Here is an 18,844-nt window from a genome sequence, read left to right as displayed (position 1 = left end):
CAACGCCCCGTTACTGGCGTTTGGCCTTGTGGCCTTTCGCGCTCAGGTAATTGGCCAGGCGGACGTAATCCTCCACCGGCAGGTTCTCCGGCCGCAGCCCGGGATCCAGCTCCAGCGCGGCGAAGCCGTCCGCGTCCAACAGACCCTTCAAATTGTTCTTCAGCGTCTTGCGCCGCTGCGAAAACGCCGTGGTCACCACCTGCTCCAGCAGCGACTCATCGTCGGCCACGCCGCAACGGCCCGGCGCCGGAATCATTCGCACCACGGCGGAGTCCACCTTCGGCGGCGGCCAGAACGCTTCCGGCGGCACATGCAGGATATTCTCCATTTCAAAGCGGTACTGCAACATCACCGTCAATCGGCCGTAGTCGGCGGTGGACGGCTCCGCCACCATGCGTTCGATCACCTCTTTTTGCAACATGAAATGCATATCGGTGACTTTCTGGCCGTAAGTGGCCAGATGGAACAACAAGGGCGTGGAAATATTGTAGGGCAGATTGCCCACGATCTTCAGCTTGCCCTCCGCCACCGAGGCGAAGTCGAACACCAGCGCGTCGCCAGCGTGAATGCTCAAACGCTCGGCCGGAAACTCCGTTTGCAAACGGCTGATGATGTCGCGGTCAATCTCCACCACGTGCAAATGCTTGAGCGCGGCCAATAGCGGCTTGGTGATCGCGCCCAGTCCAGGGCCGATCTCGATGACGACATCGTCCGGCTGCGGATTCACCGCATGCACGATGTTGGCGATGACGCTGGCGTCCTGCAGAAAATTCTGGCCGAAACGCTTGCGCGGAATATGTTTGTTCATGAAATCTGCTAATCAGTGCAAAGAACGGAGAAGCGCCGGGCAGCTTGCCGTCGCGCCTCATTATTGAAGTCAACTCTCAAGTTTTGGCCAATTGTCTGCCGATTGTAGGCTGCCCGACAAGAGCTAAAGCCGGCCCTACGCCACAAATCTCACAATACATGCCAAACACTTGAAAATCAGTGAGGATTTTCCCGAATCGCCGCGGCGGGGCGGGTCAGCCAGCGGCACAGGCCGGCCAGCAGCAATACCATTGCGCCCAGCGCCCATTCGCCCGGCAAGGGCAGCGCCGCGAGGCCCGCCGACACGCCGGCGGCGAACAGCATCTGAGCGCAGCCCAGCAAGGCGGCGGCGCGGCCGGCGCCCTGAGAGAACGGCGCCATCGCCATGCCGCTGGCCGGCCCCAGCGTCCAGGCGAAGCCCACGCTCAGCACGCCTATCGGCAACATATAGTGCCAAGCGCCCGGTTGGCCCGACAGCGCCAACAACAATACGCCGGCCAGCAACATGATGTTGAGACCGTAACGCAACATCGCTTTTTGACCGAAGCGGCCGATTAGCTTCAAGCCAAGGAAGCTGGCCGCCATCACCAAGAGGGCGTTGCCGCCGAACAGCAAGCCGAAGGTGGTGACGCCCACCCCGCCGCGTTCAATCAGCACCGCTGGCGCCAGCGTCACATAGCTGACGATCAAAGCCAGCGCCGCGCAGCAACAAGCGCCGTAGCGACGCAGCGCCGGCGTCGCCAGCACCTGGCGCATGCCGATCGCCGGACCGCCGTCTGCGCTGGAAACGGCAGGCCGGGTTTCCGGCATCTTCCAGGCCAGCCATGCCGCCGCCAGCACCGCGCTGCCGGCCAGCACCAGGAAGCAGGACTGCCAGCCCCAGCGCGCAGTCAGCCAGCCGCCTAACAAGGGCGCCATCGCCGGCACCACGTTCAGGGCGGCATTGAGCAGGCTGTAGCGCTGGGCCGCCGCATTGCCGGAAAAACAATCGCGCACCAGGGTGAACGCGCATACCGAGCTGGCGCTGGCGCCCAAGCCCTGCAGCGCGCGCAAGCCCAGAAAACCGCCCAGGTTGTCGCTGCGGCTAGCTAGAAACGCGGCCACAGCGTATAGCAGCAGGCCGCCCAAGGCCACCGGCTTACGGCCTATCCTGTCCGCCAACGGACCGAACAGCAACTGCCCCAGCCCCAGGCTGAAAATGAACACGCTGAGGCTGATCGCGACATCGGCCTGGAAATGCAACTGCATCGCCGGCATTGCCGACAGGTAAAGATCGATGCCCAAGGGATTGAACAAGATCAACAAGATGGCCGCCAAGGTGGCGGCGCGGGCAAACGGAGAAACGCTAGGGTTGGGCATCGGGGTATGACGACAGGAGAGGGGGAAGCAAGCCGCCATGATACCGGGGAGAGCGCCCCGCCGCAGCAGGACGCAGGAAAAAAACCCGCCGGAGCACCGCTTCCGCGTCTTTAAAAACAGCAAATTGACGCCATTTAAGCGGGACCGCGTCGGCCTGAAAACGGCTGGCGCCTGATGGATTCGATGGTTGCGGCATCACGCGTCTGGTAACCTAGACAGCGACCGAAAGAACAAATGAGCAGACTATCATGACCGCAAATGACACCCGGATTTACCTGTCCTCCGGCAGCCCGCGCCGCCGCGAAATTCTGGAACAGTTGGGCATGCACCTGGAGCGCATCCACGCCGACATCGATGAATCGGTGCGAGCAGGCGAATCCGCCGTCGCCTACACCGAACGGCTGGCGCTGTCCAAGGCCGAGGCCGGCTGGCAGGTAGTGGAGTCTTGCGGACTGCCGTCCCGGCCCTTGCTGGCCGCCGACACCACGGTGGCGATGGACGGCGAAATCTTCGGCAAGCCGGAAAACGCCGACGACGCCCGCCGCATGCTGCGCGCCTTCTCCGGCCGCAGCCATCAAGCCATCACCAGCGTGGCGCTGCGCGAAGGCGATAAGGTGCGGCTCAAAACCTCGGTGACCGAGGTGTTCTTCCGCCCGCTCAGCGAACAGGACATTGAGCGCTATCTGGACAGCGGCGAGCCTTTCGACAAGGCAGGCGCCTACGGCATCCAGGGCAAAGCCGGCGTCTTCGTCGAGCGCATCCACGGCAGCCACAGCGGCGTGATGGGCCTGCCTATCTTCGAAACCGCGGCGCTGCTCGGCGAATTCGGCTTCCAGTTTCCATGAGCGCCCGGGGGACCACCATGCTGCATCAATCGATACCCCTGCCGCGCGACTTGCCGCGCCCCAAGGAACAAATCCTGGTCAACATCACCCCGCAGGAAACCCGGGTCGCGGTGCTGGAAGACGCCGTGGTCCAGGAACTGCATGTGGAGCGCGCCGCCAGCCGCGGCATCGTCGGCAACATCTACCTGGGTCAGGTCAAGCGCGTGCTGCCCGGCATGCAGAGCGCCTTTATTGAAATCGGCCTGGAACGCGCCGCCTTCCTGCACATCGCCGACGTACTGGAACAGCGCCAGCACCCAACCGAGCCCCAGCGCATCGAGAAAATGCTGTTCGAAGGCCAGACCGTGCTGGTGCAGGTGATCAAGGACCCGATAGGCACCAAGGGCGCGCGTCTGTCCACTCAGATCTCGCTGGCCGGCCGCTTCCTCGTGCATTTGCCGCAGGAAGAGCACATCGGCGTATCGCAGAAGATAGACAGCGAAAGCGAGCGCCACAATCTGAAATCCAGGCTGGAAAAGCTGTTGCCGGCCAACAGCCCGCGCGGCTACATCATCCGCACCAGCGCCGAGACCGCGCGCGACGACGAGTTGGCCGCCGACATCGGCTACCTGTCCAAGCTGTGGTCCGACATCCGCCACAAATCCCAGCACCTGCCGGCGCAAAGCCTGCTCTACGAAGACCTGCCACTGGCGGTGCGCGTGCTGCGCGACATGGTCAGCGGCTTCACCGACCAGGTGGTGGTGGACTCCACAGAGAACTACAGCCGCATGGTGGAGTTCGCCGAGCAATACGTGCAAATCGCCGTGGACAAGATAGAACGCTACAGCGGAGAACGCCCGCTGTTCGAGCTGCACGGCATCGAGGCCGAGATCGACAAGGCGCTGGCGCGCCGCGTCAACCTGAAGTTCGGCGGCTACCTGATCATCGACCAGACCGAGGCGATGACCACGATAGACGTCAACACCGGCGGCTTCGTCGGCAACCGCAATTTCGACGAAACCATCTTCAAGACCAATCTGGAAGCCACCCAGACCATCGCCCGGCAGCTGCGGTTGCGCAATCTGGGCGGCATCATCATCGTCGACTTCATCGACATGGACAACGACGAACACCAATCCGCGGTGCTGGCGGAGCTGGCCAAAGCGATGGCGCGCGACCGCACCCGCGTCACCCTCAACGGCTTCACCAGCCTGGGCCTGGTGGAAATCACCCGCAAGCGCACTCGCGAAAGCCTGGCCCACGTGCTGTGCGAGCCCTGCCCCACCTGTCAGGGCCGCGGCGAGATCAAGACCGCGCAGACCGTGTGCTACGAGATCCAGCGCGAAATCGTGCGCGAAGCGCGTCAGTTCGACGCCAAGGGTTACCGCATCCTGGCCGCGCAATCGGTGATCGACATGTTCATCGACGAAGAATCGCAAAGCCTGGCGATGCTGATCGACTTCATCGGCAAGCCAATCTCGCTGTCGGTGGAAGCCACCTACACCCAGGAGCAATTCGACGTCGTCCTGCTGTAAGCCGCCATGTCATTCCGCCCGTTTCGTCTGGCGGCCCGGCTGCCGCGCCTGTTGTCCCGCGCGGCGCTGGGCCTGCTGGCCCTGATTGCGCTCTACCTGCTCGCCGCGCTGGCGCTTGGGCGGCTCCCGGTCAATCGCGACTGGCGGCAGAGCGACGCCGGCATTCCGGTTTTTCTGGACAGCAACGGCGTGCACGCCGGCCTGCTGCTGCCGCGCGGCGGCCCCGGCATGAACTGGGACGAGACCTTCTCCCCGCGGCATCCGCGGGCCGGGCCCAATCTGGACAAACTGCCCTATGTGGGCATAGGCTGGGGCAGCCGCAGCTTTTTCCTGGAAACGCGGGACTGGTCGGATCTCACCCCGGGCAAAGCGCTTTACGCCCTGTCCGGGCTGGACGGCGCCGTACTACATATTGAATATCTGCCGATGCCGCGCGAAGGCGCCGCCACCCGGCGCCTGACGCTTGCGCCGGAACAATACCGGCGGCTGGCCAGCTTCATCCAGGCCTCCGTCGCCCGCGACGCAACCGGAAAAGCCCTCTGGATGCGGGACTATCATTATCATGAACAGGATGCGTTTTATCAGGCCAACGGCCGCTATAGCCCGTTGACCACCTGCAACCAGTGGGTGCGCGACGCGCTGGCCGCCAGCGGCGTGCGCACCGCCTGGTGGTCCCCATTCGACCACGCGCTATTCTGGCAATTGAAAGACCGCTGAGACGATCGCCTCAGCGCAAGGGAGTTTCGCAAAATGAATGAAGCAAACGGCGATCCGCTCTGGTTCGCCATCCGGCAGGAAGCCGAACAAGCCGCGCAAGACGAGCCCATGCTGGCCAGTTTCCTGCACATGACCGTGCTGCGCCACAACACCCTGGAAGACGTGCTGGCCTTTCACCTGTCCAGCAAGCTCGCCAGCCCGGTGATGGACGCCCGCGCGCTAATGGAACTGTTCCGCGAAGCGCTGGACGCCGACCCGGCCATCAGCGCCGCCACGCGCGCCGACATCAGCGCCTGCTTCGACCGCGACCCGGCCTGCGACAACTACTCCACTCCGCTGCTGTATTTCAAAGGCTTCCACGCCATCCAGTGCCAGCGCATCACCCACTGGCTGTGGCGGGAGGAGCGCAAAACCCTGGCGCTGTTCCTGCAAAACCGTATTTCCGAAGTCACCGGCGCCGACATCCACCCGGCCGCCCGCATCGGCCAGGGCGTGATGCTGGACCACGGCACCGGCGTCGTAGTGGGCGAAACCGCCGTCATCGGCGACAACGTCTCGATGCTGCAGGGCGTCACCCTGGGCGGCACCGGCAAGGAACACGGCGACCGCCACCCCAAGATCGCCGACGGCGTGCTGATCGGCGCCAACACCTCCATCCTCGGCAACATCCAGGTGGGCGCCTGCGCCAAGATAGGCGCCGGCAGCGTAGTGCTGGAAGACGTGCCGGCCCACACCACCGTGGTAGGCGTGCCCGCCCGCGTGGTGGCCCGCGCCTGCGAAGGCACCCCGGCGCTGGATATGGATCAGCGCGTATGAGCGCTGAGCGGGTCCACCTCGCCGTCGGCGACTCCGCCGCCGGCATGCTGAACGCGCTGCGGCGCGACGGCCTGCTCGACGGCGAAGTCCTGCCCCTCATTGAAGACCTGAGCGCCGGCCCGTTGTTGGACACCGACGCCATCGACCAGGGCCTGCGTCTGGCCTGGCACCAGCAGCTGCTTCAGGCTGAGTCTCGGCTACCGGAATACGAGGACGACTGGCTGCGCCGGCATCAGGCCGGCCGCAAGGCTTTGCTGAGGCTGCTGGAGCGGCCCCGGCCGCTCACCGTCTGGCAAGGCCTCAACGCCGGCGACCAGCTCACGCTGGCGCTGCTGGCCGAGCAACTGCCGGCGGACTGCCCGCTGGCGGTCGTCCCGGTCCCGGAGCCGCACTGGCCGCAAGGCGAAAGCCTGGCGGAATGGAGCGTGGCCATGCTGCCGCTGGAGCGGCTGGCTTCCTGCCGGCGGCTGGAGCGCCCGCTGGCGGCCAGCGAGCGCCAGGCGCTGGCGGAGCAATGGCGCTACTGGCGCGAACATGGCCAAGGCCTGCGCCGCCTGCAAGGCCAAGACATCGTCGAAGCGCCGCTGGACCGCTACGACGCGCTGCTGTTGAAGCTGGCTGCCGCTCAAGCGCGGTCGATCCCACGCCTGGTCGGCGACGCCCTCGTCGGCGTCCGAGAAGCGCTGCTGTCCTCCGGCCTGCTGTTTTGGCGCGTCCAGCAATTGCTGCGCGCGGGCCGCCTCCGCGCCGAGCCCCCGACTGACGACAACGCCTACCCGCTTGTTCGCACCGTCGACTAAGACCCTCTAAGAACCTGTTTACGATCTGCTGCGCGTCAACGATACGGCGTTGAAACCGGCTTCGAAATGCTCATGTACCGTGTGTACATTCCGCTTTCTCAGCCGTTTTCGTCTTGTCTCGCCTTAGCTCGCAAGATCGTAAACACGTTCTAAGAACGGGCTCCGAGGCGACGTTGCCGCGACGCGACACCCGCCCCTAAGGACGACGGCTCGCGCTTGGTGATGCCGGAAGGCGCGGGTAGAATCCCAGCCCTCGGCGCCTGCCCCGCCATTGAATGGCAGCGTCCTGCAATCCTCAGGAACCCCACCCCATGAATGTCAGAGTTGTCGACTACCACGCGCCGGACGCGGCGGAACAATTCACCCGCTCGCTGCACGAAACCGGCTTCGGCGTGCTGGTCAATCATCCGGTACCCCAGGACCTGGTCGAAAAAATCTACGCGGACTGGCTCGCCTTCTTCAACAGCCAGGCCAAATACGACTATGCCTTCTCCATGGAGCGACAGGACGGCTGGTTCTCGCCGGAAGTGTCGGAAACCGCCAAGGGCGCAACGCTGAAGGACATCAAGGAATACTTCCACATCTACCCCTGGGGCCGCGTGCCGCCGCAGCTCAAGGCCGACACCGACCGCTACTACGCCATCGCCAACCAGCTGGCGCAGGAACTACTGTCCTGGGTGCAGCAATACACCCCGGCCCACATCGCCGCCCACTATACCGAGCCGCTATCGCACATGATCGCGGACAGCCAGAAAACCCTGCTGCGCGTGCTGCGCTACCCGCCGCTGACCGGCCGGGAACCCGCCGGCTCTTTGCGTGCCGCCGCCCACGGCGACATCAACCTGCTAACCATCCTGCCCGCCGCCAACGAGCCCGGCCTGCAAGTGCAGGACAAGCAAGGCGAATGGCTGGACGTGCCCTGTGATTTCGGCACTCTGGTGGTCAATATCGGCGACATGCTGCAAGAAGCCTCGGACGGCTACTACCCGTCCACCCAACACCGCGTGGTCAACCCCAGCGGCGAAGGCGCGGCCAAGAGCCGCATCTCGCTGCCGCTGTTCCTGCATCCGCGACCAGAAGTGGTGCTGTCCGAACGCTACACCGCGGACAGCTACCTGAACGAGCGCCTGCGCGAATTAGGCGTCAAACAGTAAGCCCCCGTCGGCGGCAGCCTCCGCGCTGCCGCTGCCCACCTATCACAATCAAGACAACCAACTCATTAGCATCACGCTATCGTCCTGAGCGAAAGAATCAACTGGCACACATAAATGATAATGACTATCATTCAATAAATTCTCATCGTGGAGCCCAGCCATGCTCAAGACCATCACCTTCGCCATCTGCCATTTCACCGTCGCTTTCAGCGTGGCCTATCTACTGACCGGCAATATCGGCGTTTCCAGCCTGCTGGCCCTGGTGGAGCCACTGGTCAACACCGTGGCTTATTACTTCCACGAAAAAGTCTGGGACCGCATCCGCGGCCGCAAGGCCCAAGCCGCCGAAACCAGCGCCGCCGGACACAACGCCCTGTTCCATCAGCACTGACTTCTTCAACACCGTGCTCGCTCTCCGGGCACGGCGCTTTCCTTGCCGCTCCCTCTCGCTATCATGCCAATGAATTTCTGTATTGACAGAAATTTCGGAAACAAATATTGTTAAGCCCATGGAACTGACACCCGTATCTCAACGTTTCGTGCTGCACTGGGGCGAAATGGGCACCCGCTGGGGCGTGAACCGCACCGTTGCGCAAATACACGCGCTGCTGTTCATCACCGGCCGCCCGCTGAACGCCGAGGAACTGGCCGACACCCTCACTGTGGCCCGCTCCAACATCAGCAACAGCCTGAAAGAACTGCAGAACTGGCAACTGATCCGCACCGTGCATGTGTTGGGCGACCGCCGCGACCACTTCGAAACCTCCGGCGACGTCTGGGAACTGTTCCGCATCATCGTGGCGGAGCGACAGCGCCGCGAAATCGAACCCACGCTGCTGGTGCTGAAGGAATGCATGGACAGCCCTGACTTCCAGCAGGAGAGCCCGCTGGCGCAGGAGCGTATTCGCAGCACTTGGCAGTTCATGGACACCCTCACCTCTTGGACTCGGGAAATGCTGCGCTTGTCCACCGCCACGCTGAGCCGGGTGCTGAAGATGGGCGCCAGCATTCAGAAGCTGTTGGGGCGGGATAAATAAGTTCGCCGCGCACGCGGGCGGCGCCGGGCGGGCTTGCGCCGCCGGAAACCCCGCGAATTTTTTTTGCCATTACATTTCTGTTTTGACAGAAATTTCAGAAACAAAGGAGAACACCATGAGCGGATTCATCATCAGCATGATCATCGTCCCCCTGCTGTGCAGCCTGCTGTGCAGCCTGCTGTGCTGGTGGCTGCTGGCCGGCCCCTTGCGGCAAGTGACCCAGGCGCTTTGCGAACACGGCGCAGGCGGCCCGTTTTGGCAACGCGCCTTCTTGATCCTGATCCTGGCCGGACCGCTGCTGGCCGTGCTGCTGTTCGCGCCGGATGCCCCTTCCACCTCTCTATGGCTGGACATCCGCGGCATCCTGATGTGGGCGCTGCTGGGTGTGGTGGCCCAGTTGCTGGTGCTGCTGCGCCTGGTCTGGCGGCAGGTGGCGCCGCGCCCCATCGCGCAGCAGGCCCAGTCCTTGCCTGCCACACCCCCGGGGGCCGCGCAATGAAGATCCTGCTCTTGGGCGGCAGCGGTTTCATCGGTCGGCCGTTGCGTCAGCGCCTGGAACGAGACGGTCACCACGTTAGCGCGCCAAGCCGCCGCCAGTTGGACCTGCGCCAGCCGCGCGCCGATTGGCGTCACTGGCTGGAAAACGTCGACGTGGTGGTCAACGCCGCCGGCCAACTACTGGACCAGCCGGCCGGCGCGCTGGAAGCCATTCATCACCTGGGACCACTGCAGCTGGCCAGTATGGCCTATCAGGCCGATGTGCGCCGCTGGGTGCAGTTGTCGGCCCTCGGCGCGGATCCGCAAGCGGACACTCTGTTCCTGGCCGGCAAGGGCCGCGGCGACGCCGCCCTGCTGGCCAGCGGCCTGGAGGCGCGCATCGCGCGCCCCTCGCTGATCTACGGTCCACAAGGCGCCAGCAGCCGTCTGCTGCTGCAACTGGCGCGGCTGCCGCTGTGGCTGCTGCCCGATGGCGGCAGCCAATGGGTGCAGCCGGTAGCGCGCGACGACGTGATCGACGGCCTGGCGAGGCTGGCCGCAGCCAACGAAGCGCCGGAGGGCGTCGTCGATTTCGTCGGCTCTGAGGCGCTGACGCTGGCCGACTATCTGCGCCAGCTGCGCCAACTGCAAGGCCTGTCCTCGCCCGCCTACATCCTCAACCTGCCGTCTCAAGCCAGCCGGGCGCTGGCGACGCTGGCCGAACGCTGGCCGACCAGCCTGATCAGCCGCGATACCCTGGCCATGCTGAACCGAGGCAGCTGCGGCGACCCGGCCGCCCTCGGCGCGCTGCTGCAACGCGCCCCGCTGGCCAGCGGCCAATTCCGGGAAGCGCCATGACACCCTCCACGCGCAACATCGAATACGCGCTGGCGGCGCTGTGGCTGTGGAGCGGCCTACAACCGCCGCTCAGCGCCTGGGACGCGTCCATCGTCATGCTGCAACGCTTGCCGCTACCCGCCGGCTGGGCCGCGCCGCTCTTCCTCGCCGCCTGCGGCCTGGACCTCGCCTTCGGTCTACTGACCCTACTACGCCCCTGCCGCGCCTTGTGGCGGACCCAGGCCGCCGTGGTCGCCGGTTACAGCCTGACGCTGGCGATCTGGCTGCCGGAAAACTGGCTGCATCCGTTCGCCCCCTTAGTGAAAAATCTGCCCATCCTGGCCATGCTGCTGTGGCTGGGCGCTCGCCGGGAGACTTCCTCATGAACGCCTATCTCGTGGTCAAAACCCTGCACATCCTATCCGCCACCCTGATGGTGGGCACTGGCTTCGGCTCCGCCTTCTATCTGTTCTTCGCCAACCGCGGCCGCCAGAGCGCGGCCCAGGCCGAAGTGGCGCGGCTGGTGGTGCGCGCCGACTGGTGGTTCACCACGCCGGCGGGGATTTTTCAGCCGCTGTCCGGCCTGTGGCTGGCGCGGCAGGCCGGTTGGCCTCTCGCCAGCGGCTGGCTGCTCGCCTCCATCGGCCTGTTCCTGTTCGCCGGCCTGTGCTGGCTGCCGGTACTGCGGCTGCAAACCCGCATGGCGGCGATGGCGCACGCCGCCGTCGCCGCCGGCCAGCCGCTGCCGGCGCGCTACTGGCGCTACGCCCGCTATTGGGAATGCCTGGGCTATCCGGCGTTTTGCGCGATGCTGGCGGTGTATTTCCTAATGGTGCTGAAGCCGACGATGTAAGCAACGGCGCGCCAAAACCGCCACGCCGCACGCCTAGTGTAAAATGGCGTTTTGCCTGAACCAGATAGACACCTCGCCATGACAGATCTCCTCGCCGGCCTCAATCCAGAACAACTGCGCGCCGTCACCTGGCCCGACAAGAGCGCGCTGGTGCTGGCCGGCGCGGGCAGCGGCAAGACCCGGGTGCTGACCACCCGCATCGCCTGGCTGTTGTCCACCGGGCAAACCAGCCCCAGCGGCGTTCTGGCAGTGACCTTCACCAACAAGGCCGCGCGCGAGATGCAGACCCGGCTGGCGAGCATGGTGCCGGTCAACGTGCGCACCATGTGGATAGGCACCTTCCACGGCCTGTGCAACCGCTTCCTGCGCTCCCACTACCGCGACGCCGGCCTGCCGCAGACCTTCCAGATACTGGACTCTGCCGACCAACAGGCGGCGATCAAGCGCCTGCTGAAAAGCCTGGAACTGTCCGACGAGAAATTCCCGCCGCGCGCGGTGCAAAGCTTCATCAACGGCAGCAAGGAAGCCGGCCTGCGCGCCGACAAGCTGCCGCCGGCGCTCAATCCCTACGAAGCCAAGCTGGTGGAGCTGTACGCCGCCTACGACGCCCAATGCCGCCGCGAAGGCGTGGTGGACTTCGCCGAGCTACTGTTGCGCAGTTACGAACTGCTGAGCGCCAACCAGGCGCTGCGCCAGCACTATTGCAGCCGCTTCCGCCACATCCTGGTGGACGAGTTCCAGGACACCAACCGCCTGCAATACGCCTGGCTCAAGCTCTTGGCCGGCGACGGCGGCTCCTTGTTCGCCGTCGGCGACGACGACCAGAGCATCTACGCCTTCCGCGGCGCGGAAGTGGGCAATATGCGCTCCCTGCTGAACGATTTCTCGGTCAGCGAGCCGGTGCGCCTGGAGCAGAACTACCGCTCAATGGGCAACATCCTCAACGCCGCCAACGCGCTGATCGAGCAGAACGACGGCCGGCTGGGCAAGAATCTGTGGACCGACGCCGGCGAGGGCGAAAAGATCCGCCTGTTCGAAGCCTATTCCGACGGCGAGGAAGCCGAATTCATCAGCGACGAGGTGCGCAGCCTCAAGCGGGACGGCTTCAACCTGTCCGACATGGCCATTCTCTACCGCTCCAACGCCCAGTCGCGCTTGCTGGAGCATGTGCTGGTCAACGCCCAGATTCCCTACCGCATCTACGGCGGCCTGCGCTTCTTCGAACGCCAGGAAGTCAAGCACGCGCTGGCTTATCTGCGCCTGATCGCCAACCCGGAAGACGACAACGCGCTGCTGCGCGTGATCAATGTGCCGGCGCGCGGCATCGGCGCGCGCACGGTGGAAGGCCTGCAAGCGGTCAGCCGCGAGCAGGGCGTCACCCTGTGGCAGGCCGCCTGCGCCTCCGGCGGCGGCCGCACCGCGGCCAAACTGGGCGAGTTCGTGCTGCTGGTGGAACGCATGCGCGAACGGGGCCGCGAGCTGCCGCTGGCCGAAGCCGTCAGCCTGGCCATAGACGACTCCGGCCTGCGCGCGATGTACGAGCAGGACAAGAAAGAAGGCGAAGAGCGGCTGGCCAACCTGGACGAATTGATCAACGCCGCCGCCGGCTTCATGCCGGACGAGCCGGCGCAAGCGCTGACCGAATTCCTCAGCGCCGCCAGCCTGGAAGCCGGCGAACACCAGGCCGAAGCCGGCAGCGACGCGCTGCAACTGATGACGGTGCACGCCGCCAAGGGCCTGGAATTCGACGCCGTCTTCGTCTCCGGCCTGGAAGAAGGCCTGTTCCCGCACGAAAACAGCATGAACGACGGCAAGGGTCTGCAGGAGGAACGCCGGCTGATGTACGTGGCCATCACCCGCGCGCGTCAGCGGCTCTATCTGTCCAACGCGCAAAGCCGCATGCTGCACGGCCAGAGCCGCTATCCGATACGCTCGCGCTTCGTCGACGAAATCCCGACGGAGCTCACCCACGACCTATCTGCTAAAGTGAAAGCGCCGGCCAAGACAAATGCATCGGCAAACGCATCCTGGCGCACGGTCCCCAAGGTGGGCCGCGTGGCCGCAGACAACAGCCAGGGCTTCCGCATCGGCCAATCCGTCGAGCACGCCAAGTTCGGCAGCGGCGTGGTGATCAACGCCGAAGGCGGCGGCGAGGATGTGCGCCTGCAAATCAACTTCGCCGAACACGGCGTGAAGTGGCTGGATCTGCGCTACGCCAAGCTGAGCGCCGGCTAAGCCTCTCGCCGCGGCGACGGCCGCTTGAGCGATTTTTGTAAGTCGCACTGATGACAGTTTGCGGAGAATCGTCAAAGATAGCGAGATGAGCACAGCCAACACCAACTCGACCACCTTCCAAAGCGTTGCCGCCGCCAAAACCGGCGCCTCGCCGCGGAAGAACTACGACGACCCGTACAGCAAGCGCCTGTTCCTGATCATCGACAGCCTGCCGGAAATGCAGCGCGCGCTGGCGATGACTCTATCCTCCTTCGGCGCCGACAAGGTGGAGTACGCCAGCAAGGCCGGCGACGCACTGGCCAAGATGGGCAAATACGAGTTCGACGTAGTGCTGTGCGACTACGATCTGGGCAACGGCTACGACGGCCTCTACCTGTTCGAGGAAGTCAAAGAACGCAATCTGATCAAGCAATCCTGCGTGTTCATGATCGTCACCGGCGAGCGCCGTTCCCAGCGCGTGATCTCCGCCGCGGAGCTGGGGCCGGACGACTACCTGCTCAAACCCTTCACCGGCGAAGTGTTGCGCGAGCGGCTGGAGAAGGCGATGCGCCGCCGCGAAGCCTTCCGCCTCGTGGACGAGGCCATCATGCGCCACGAATACCTGAGCGCCATCGAAGTCTGCTCGCGTCTGATCAGCGAGCGCGGCGAGTTCACGCTGGACTTCATGAAACTCAAGGGCTCGCTGGCGCTGAAGATAGGCGACTTCGACAGCGCGCGTTCCTTGTACATGGACGTGTTGCGCATCAAGCCAGTGCCCTGGGCCAAAATGGGCCTGGCCAAATCGCTGACCGGCCTGAAAGCCTATGACGAGGCGCGGCTGCTGTTCGAAGAAGTCCTCACCGACAACGACCGGGTGATGGAAGCCTACGACTGGCTGGCCAAACTCTACCGCAGCAACCACAACCTGGACGAAGCCCAGGCCACCTTGAAGCAAGCCACCGACATCTCCCCGGTAGTTTTCCGCCGTCAGCAACAGCTGGCGGAAGTGGCCCTGCTCAACAATCAGTTGGAGGTGGCGGAAAACGCCTGCCAAACCACGCTGGACATCGCCAAATACACCTGGCACCGCAGCCCCACTCACTACGCCGCGCTGGCGCGGGTGCAACTGGCGCGCGGCGACACCGCCAACGTCGGCCGCACCCTGTCCAATCTGCGCCGCGACTATCGCTACAACGAAGAAGGCGAGTGGATGGCTTCCGTGGTGGACAGCCAGCTGCAAAGCAAGAAAGGCAACCGCGACAAGGCACGCCAGTTATTTGGCGACGCCGAAGCCAAGTTCCGCCAGCTGGCGCCCAAGCTCAGCAGCGACGCGCAGATGGAGTTCGCCCGTGCCTGCTACGCTCAGGGCCACAAGGACGCCGGCAACAACGTGATGCGCGATCTGGTGCGCAACCATCACGACGACGAGGAACTGCTCGCGCGCTTTGGGGACATGTTCGAAGAAGTGGGCCTGGGCGAAGACGGCCGCCAGCTGATCGCGGACAACGTGCAATCGGTGCTGGAGCTCAACAACCAGGCGGTGCGCGAAGCCCAGGCCGGGCAATTCGACTCCGCCATCGAACGCTTCGTCAAAGCCCACGAGGAAATGCCGCAAAACATCCAGGTCATGCTCAACCTGATCAACGCCACCATGGCCTACGTCCACCGTCAGGGCTGGCATGAAAGCCATATGCGCCGCGCCCACGACATGCTGAGCAAGGTGCGCGACATCGCCCCCACCAACAACAAGTTCCAGAAAATCCTTCAAGCCTGGCGCATGCTGGTGGAGAAGCTGGGCAAACCGCAATGGGTGCTGTAAACCCCTGGCAAGACTGGCGCGCGCTGGTGGTGGACGACGAGCCGCTGGCCTGTGAACGACTGCGCCAGCTCTTGCGCGAACAGGGGCTGCAACACGTCTACTGCCTGACCGATAGCCGCCAGGCCATGGCCTGGCTGACGCAGAACCTGGCCGACATCGTACTGGCCGACATCTCCATGCCCGGCGTTTCCGGCCTGGAACTGGCCCAGCAGCTGCGCCGCCAGCCGTTGGCGCCGCAGCTGATCTTCACCACCGCCCATGAACAGTACGCGGTCAACGCCTTTGAACTGGAAGCCATAGACTACCTGCTCAAACCGGTGCGCCGCGAACGGCTGCGCCAGGCGCTGGAGCGCGCCTGCCGCCAGCGCGGCGATGCGCCGCAGCCGGAAGCCAGCTTCACCGTGCGCCAACGCGACCGCCTGCTGCCCATCCCTTTCTCCCAAGCCCGTTATCTCAAAGCCGAACTCAAATACGTCACTCTGGTGACCCCGGACGCGGAATACCTGCTGGACGAAACCCTGATCGCACTGGAACAACGCCTGGGTAACGCCGCCGTGCGCATCCACCGCAATTGCCTGGTGATGCGTCACGCGCTGCGCGAACTGTTCCGCGCCAACATCGACGGCGAGGAACAATGGCAAGTACGCTTGGCCGACATCGGCCAGCCGCTGCCGGTCAGCCGGCGGCAGCTGGCCGGCATCAAGCAATGCCTGCACCAGCAGGACTAGGCTCGCCCTCCCCACCCCGCGCGCCGTCGCCATATATACAGATCACAAAACCAAAGCATCTGTAATCATTGATGGCAGAAAGCTGCGTTCTGATTTTCAATCGCATCAAGCTTGACTTTAGTCATTTGTCATTGTCAGAACTAAAACTATCATCCTCGCCCATGCGCACGGTTCGCGCGGCAGCGTCCCGCCGCCGGCCATGCATTCATTTTTGGGCAAGGAGCGGTCATGCGGTCATTGAAAATCATCTTGTTGTCGTCGGCGTTCAACGGTCTCACCCAACGCGCCTGGCTGGAATTGCGCCAGTCCGGCCACCAAGTCAGCGTGCAGCTATTCACCAACGAGCAGGAAGTCGGCGCCAACATCCAGCAATCCGGCGCCGATCTCGTCATCTGCCCCTTCCTCAAGGACCGGGTGCCGGAAACCCTGTGGCGCGACGCCAGCCGGCCGGTGGTCATCATCCATCCCGGCATCGTCGGCGACCGCGGCGCCTCGGCGCTGGATTGGGCCATCACCCTGCGAGCAAAACGCTGGGGCGTCACCGCGCTGCAAGCGGTGGAGGAAATGGACGCCGGCCCGATCTGGTCCAGCTGCGAATTCGACATGCCGCCGGACGTGCGCAAATCCGAGCTCTACAACGGCCCGGTCAGCGACGCCGCCATGTATTGCATCCGCGACGTGGTGGAGAAGTTCGGCACCGGCTTCGCGCCCGCGCCGCTGGACTACGGCCAAGCGCATGTGCGCGGCCGGCTACAGCCCAATATGAAACAAAGCGACCGCGCCTTCCTGTGGCAACAGCCCGCCGTAGAGATCAAGCGCCGCATCGACGCCGCCGACGGCCAGCCCGGCGTGCTGACGCAACTGGCCGGCGGAGACTACTACGTCTACGACGCCCATCTGGACTATCGCGCCGGCCAGCCGGGGCAGCTGCTGGCAGTGCACGACGACGCCGTGCTGGTGGGTGCCGGCGAGCACAGCCTGTGGCTGGGCGCGCTGCGCCGCAAACCGGAGGCCGGCGAGGAAACCTTCAAGCGCCCGGCGCGACATGTGCTGGCCGGCTTGCTGGACGGCGTGCCGCGGCTGGACTGGTCCATCAACACCCACCCGCACTGCGAAGAAAGCTACCAGCCTATCCGCTACCGCGAATACGGTCGCGTCGGCGAACTCACCTTCGAGTTCTACAACGGCGCGATGAGTACCGAACAATGCCAACGGCTGAGCGAGGCGCTGCGCTGGGCCAAAGCTCAGGACACCAGCGTGCTGCTGGTGCGCGGTGGCCGCGGCAGCTTCAGCAACGGCGTCCACCTCAACGTGATCCAGGCCGCGCCGGAGCCGGGTTTGGAGGCATGGGCCAATATCCAGGCCATCGACGACGTCTGCCAGGAAATGCTGACCGCGCGCCAACTGGTGGTGTCAGGCTTGACCGGCAACGCCGGCGCCGGCGGCGTGATGCTGGCCTTGGCCGCCGATCTGGTCTTCGCCCGCGGCGGCGTGGTGCTTAACCCTCACTACAAGACCATGGGCCTGTACGGCTCGGAATACTGGACCTACAGCCTGCCGCGCGCGGTGGGCGAAGAACAGGCCCGGCAGCTAACCAACGCCTGCCTGCCGCTGAGCGCGCGCGAAGCCTGGCGTCTGGGCATGGTTCACGACATCGGCCCGCACGACCCGCACGACTTCGGCGTCTGGTTGCGGCAAGCCGCCGGGCTGGCGCTGAATGACGACCGTTTCCGCCCGCAGCGCGCGCGCAAGGCTGAGCTGGACTTGGAGCGGATGGAGCGCTGCCGCCAGGCCGAGCTGCTGGAGATGCGCCAGGACATGGTGGAAAACCGCGGCCAGTTTTTGGAGAGATGCCGCAATTTTGTGTTCAAGCGCAAAGCCTGCGGTACGCCGCAACGCTTGGTCGCCGATTGGGCTCAAGCCCGCTAAGAACCTGCCACACTGTTCTCTTCCTCAAAACGGCCCGCCTTCGCGGGCCGTTTGATTTCAATTTCATGACGAAAAACAACAGTATTGTTTTACGTACAACTACTTAAAACCCGCTTTTTCATCAGCCAAAGCTAAAAAATAACCGCGCCTTCTTATAAAATCTAACATCTCCTCTTTCCCCCTTCCTACGGTTGCTACATGCGGACACGGCTGGTATATGCAGGGTGCATCGCGATATGGCTGGTGCTGAGTGCGCTAGTCGCCCTGTCGATCGCCAGTCACGCCCTGCTGGGCGCCGAGCAACAATTCAATCGCGACGCCCTGCTGCTCTCCGAACAGCTCAATCAAAAGCTGCAAAGCCATGAAACCGTGCTGGACAGCTACGCCACCTTCAGCGCGCTGGACCGCCACAGCGATCTGCCGTCCGAAAAAAGGCTGGCCCGACAACTGCTGCGCCGCTATCCGCAAATCCAGTGGCTGGGTCATATCGAACGCATCAGCCCAGATCAGTTGCCGATATTCGGCCAACGCCTGAAGCAACTGTACGGCCAAGCGCTGCCCATGCCCGCCGCCAGCGGCGACGGCTGGGGAGGCCGCTTTGGCCTATTCCCTCTCGTCTTCATCGAACCCATGCCCCAGTCCAGCCTGCTGGCCGCGGACCTGGGCCGGCTGCAAGCCGCGCGCCAAGCTCTGCAGAATGCGCTGGAAAGCGGCCGGATGGAAATCTCCAGTCAGATCAAACTGCCCGGTCTCCCGGCCGGCTACCTGCTCATCCGCGCCATGGACGACATGCTGAGCAAACCGCTGGCCGCCACCCTGGCGCCGGCGCACTTCGCCGCCATGGCGATACGCAGCGACAGCCTGCTGCCCAGCCCGCTGTCGCTGCGGGAAGGCGTGGAAGTTCGCCTGTTCCACCGCAACGATCCCCCGCCCGGCCC

General features: G+C 64.3%; 19 protein-coding genes. 17 read left to right on the top strand and 2 right to left on the bottom strand.

The annotated features are described in order from the left end of the window. Positions 1-10: 10 nt before the first annotated feature. Both rsmA and HA052_RS05200 read right to left on the bottom strand, forming a co-directional pair. Positions 11-808: a 16S rRNA (adenine(1518)-N(6)/adenine(1519)-N(6))-dimethyltransferase RsmA gene (rsmA, locus tag HA052_RS05205; protein ID WP_081550505.1), complete on the bottom strand. Its 798-nt coding sequence runs from the start codon at positions 806-808 to the stop codon at positions 11-13. Positions 809-984: 176 nt separating this feature from the next. After that, positions 985-2,166 (bottom strand): multidrug effflux MFS transporter, encoded by a 1,182-nt coding sequence (locus HA052_RS05200; RefSeq protein WP_166451103.1) that lies wholly within the window; start codon positions 2,164-2,166, stop codon positions 985-987. 248 nt (positions 2,167-2,414) lie between these two features. On the opposite strand from HA052_RS05200, the gene HA052_RS05195 reads away from it, so the two are divergent. The 17 genes from HA052_RS05195 to HA052_RS05115 form a co-directional block, all read left to right on the top strand. Further along, a complete protein-coding gene (locus tag HA052_RS05195) occupies positions 2,415-3,011 on the top strand; it encodes a Maf family protein (RefSeq protein WP_166451102.1) in 597 nt (198 codons plus the stop codon). A 17-nt stretch (positions 3,012-3,028) separates the two neighbouring features. Then, complete coding sequence (gene rng, locus HA052_RS05190; protein WP_039755437.1) at positions 3,029-4,525, top strand: ribonuclease G; 1,497 nt, start codon at positions 3,029-3,031, stop codon at positions 4,523-4,525. A 6-nt stretch (positions 4,526-4,531) separates the two neighbouring features. Continuing rightward, positions 4,532-5,242 (top strand): TIGR02117 family protein, encoded by a 711-nt coding sequence (locus tag HA052_RS05185; protein WP_166451101.1) that lies wholly within the window; start codon positions 4,532-4,534, stop codon positions 5,240-5,242. Between the two features lie 33 nt (positions 5,243-5,275). Beyond that, complete coding sequence (gene cysE / locus HA052_RS05180) at positions 5,276-6,058, top strand: serine O-acetyltransferase (protein WP_081550495.1); 783 nt, start codon at positions 5,276-5,278, stop codon at positions 6,056-6,058. Next, a complete protein-coding gene (locus HA052_RS05175) occupies positions 6,055-6,858 on the top strand; it encodes a DUF3658 domain-containing protein (RefSeq protein ID WP_166451100.1) in 804 nt (267 codons plus the stop codon). The genes cysE and HA052_RS05175 overlap by 4 nt, the downstream gene beginning before the upstream one ends. A gap of 311 nt (positions 6,859-7,169) precedes the next feature. After that, positions 7,170-8,012 carry an isopenicillin N synthase family dioxygenase gene (locus HA052_RS05170; RefSeq protein WP_166451099.1) on the top strand — a complete coding sequence of 281 codons (843 nt, stop codon included), beginning with the start codon at positions 7,170-7,172 and terminating at the stop codon, positions 8,010-8,012. Between the two features lie 160 nt (positions 8,013-8,172). Beyond that, positions 8,173-8,403, top strand: a complete 231-nt coding sequence (locus HA052_RS05165) for a DUF2061 domain-containing protein (protein WP_166451098.1) — start codon at positions 8,173-8,175, stop codon at positions 8,401-8,403. Between the two features lie 118 nt (positions 8,404-8,521). Beyond that, positions 8,522-9,049, top strand: coding sequence for a GbsR/MarR family transcriptional regulator (locus HA052_RS05160; protein WP_166451097.1), 528 nt, complete (start codon positions 8,522-8,524; stop codon positions 9,047-9,049). A 115-nt stretch (positions 9,050-9,164) separates the two neighbouring features. Beyond that, positions 9,165-9,548, top strand: coding sequence for a hypothetical protein (locus HA052_RS05155; RefSeq protein ID WP_166451096.1), 384 nt, complete (start codon positions 9,165-9,167; stop codon positions 9,546-9,548). Further along, positions 9,545-10,384, top strand: a complete 840-nt coding sequence (locus HA052_RS05150) for an NAD-dependent epimerase/dehydratase family protein (protein WP_166451095.1) — start codon at positions 9,545-9,547, stop codon at positions 10,382-10,384. The genes HA052_RS05155 and HA052_RS05150 overlap by 4 nt, the downstream gene beginning before the upstream one ends. Beyond that, entirely contained in the window at positions 10,381-10,749 is a 369-nt protein-coding gene (locus HA052_RS05145) for a DoxX-like family protein (RefSeq protein WP_166451094.1), read from the top strand. Before HA052_RS05150 ends, HA052_RS05145 begins: the two co-directional genes overlap by 4 nt. Further along, a complete protein-coding gene (locus HA052_RS05140; protein WP_166451093.1) occupies positions 10,746-11,216 on the top strand; it encodes a DUF2269 family protein in 471 nt (156 codons plus the stop codon). Before HA052_RS05145 ends, HA052_RS05140 begins: the two co-directional genes overlap by 4 nt. 78 nt (positions 11,217-11,294) lie before the next feature. Beyond that, a complete protein-coding gene (locus HA052_RS05135; RefSeq protein WP_081549566.1) occupies positions 11,295-13,451 on the top strand; it encodes a UvrD-helicase domain-containing protein in 2,157 nt (718 codons plus the stop codon). An 85-nt stretch (positions 13,452-13,536) separates the two neighbouring features. After that, entirely contained in the window at positions 13,537-15,249 is a 1,713-nt protein-coding gene (locus HA052_RS05130) for a tetratricopeptide repeat-containing response regulator (protein ID WP_081549568.1), read from the top strand. After that, complete coding sequence (locus HA052_RS05125) at positions 15,237-15,977, top strand: LytR/AlgR family response regulator transcription factor (protein WP_166451092.1); 741 nt, start codon at positions 15,237-15,239, stop codon at positions 15,975-15,977. The genes HA052_RS05130 and HA052_RS05125 overlap by 13 nt, the downstream gene beginning before the upstream one ends. Before the next feature lie 228 nt (positions 15,978-16,205). Next, a complete protein-coding gene (locus HA052_RS05120) occupies positions 16,206-17,906 on the top strand; it encodes a hydrogenase maturation protein (RefSeq protein ID WP_166451091.1) in 1,701 nt (566 codons plus the stop codon). A 243-nt stretch (positions 17,907-18,149) separates the two neighbouring features. Then, a partial coding sequence (locus HA052_RS05115) for a CHASE domain-containing protein (RefSeq protein ID WP_166451090.1) occupies positions 18,150-18,844 on the top strand: 695 nt, incomplete at its 3' end.

It is taken from the genome of Chromobacterium fluminis (genome assembly GCF_011602385.1).
In the GTDB taxonomy this organism is placed as follows: domain Bacteria; phylum Pseudomonadota; class Gammaproteobacteria; order Burkholderiales; family Chromobacteriaceae; genus Chromobacterium; species Chromobacterium fluminis.
This window is presented reverse-complemented; position numbering and strand designations above follow the sequence as displayed.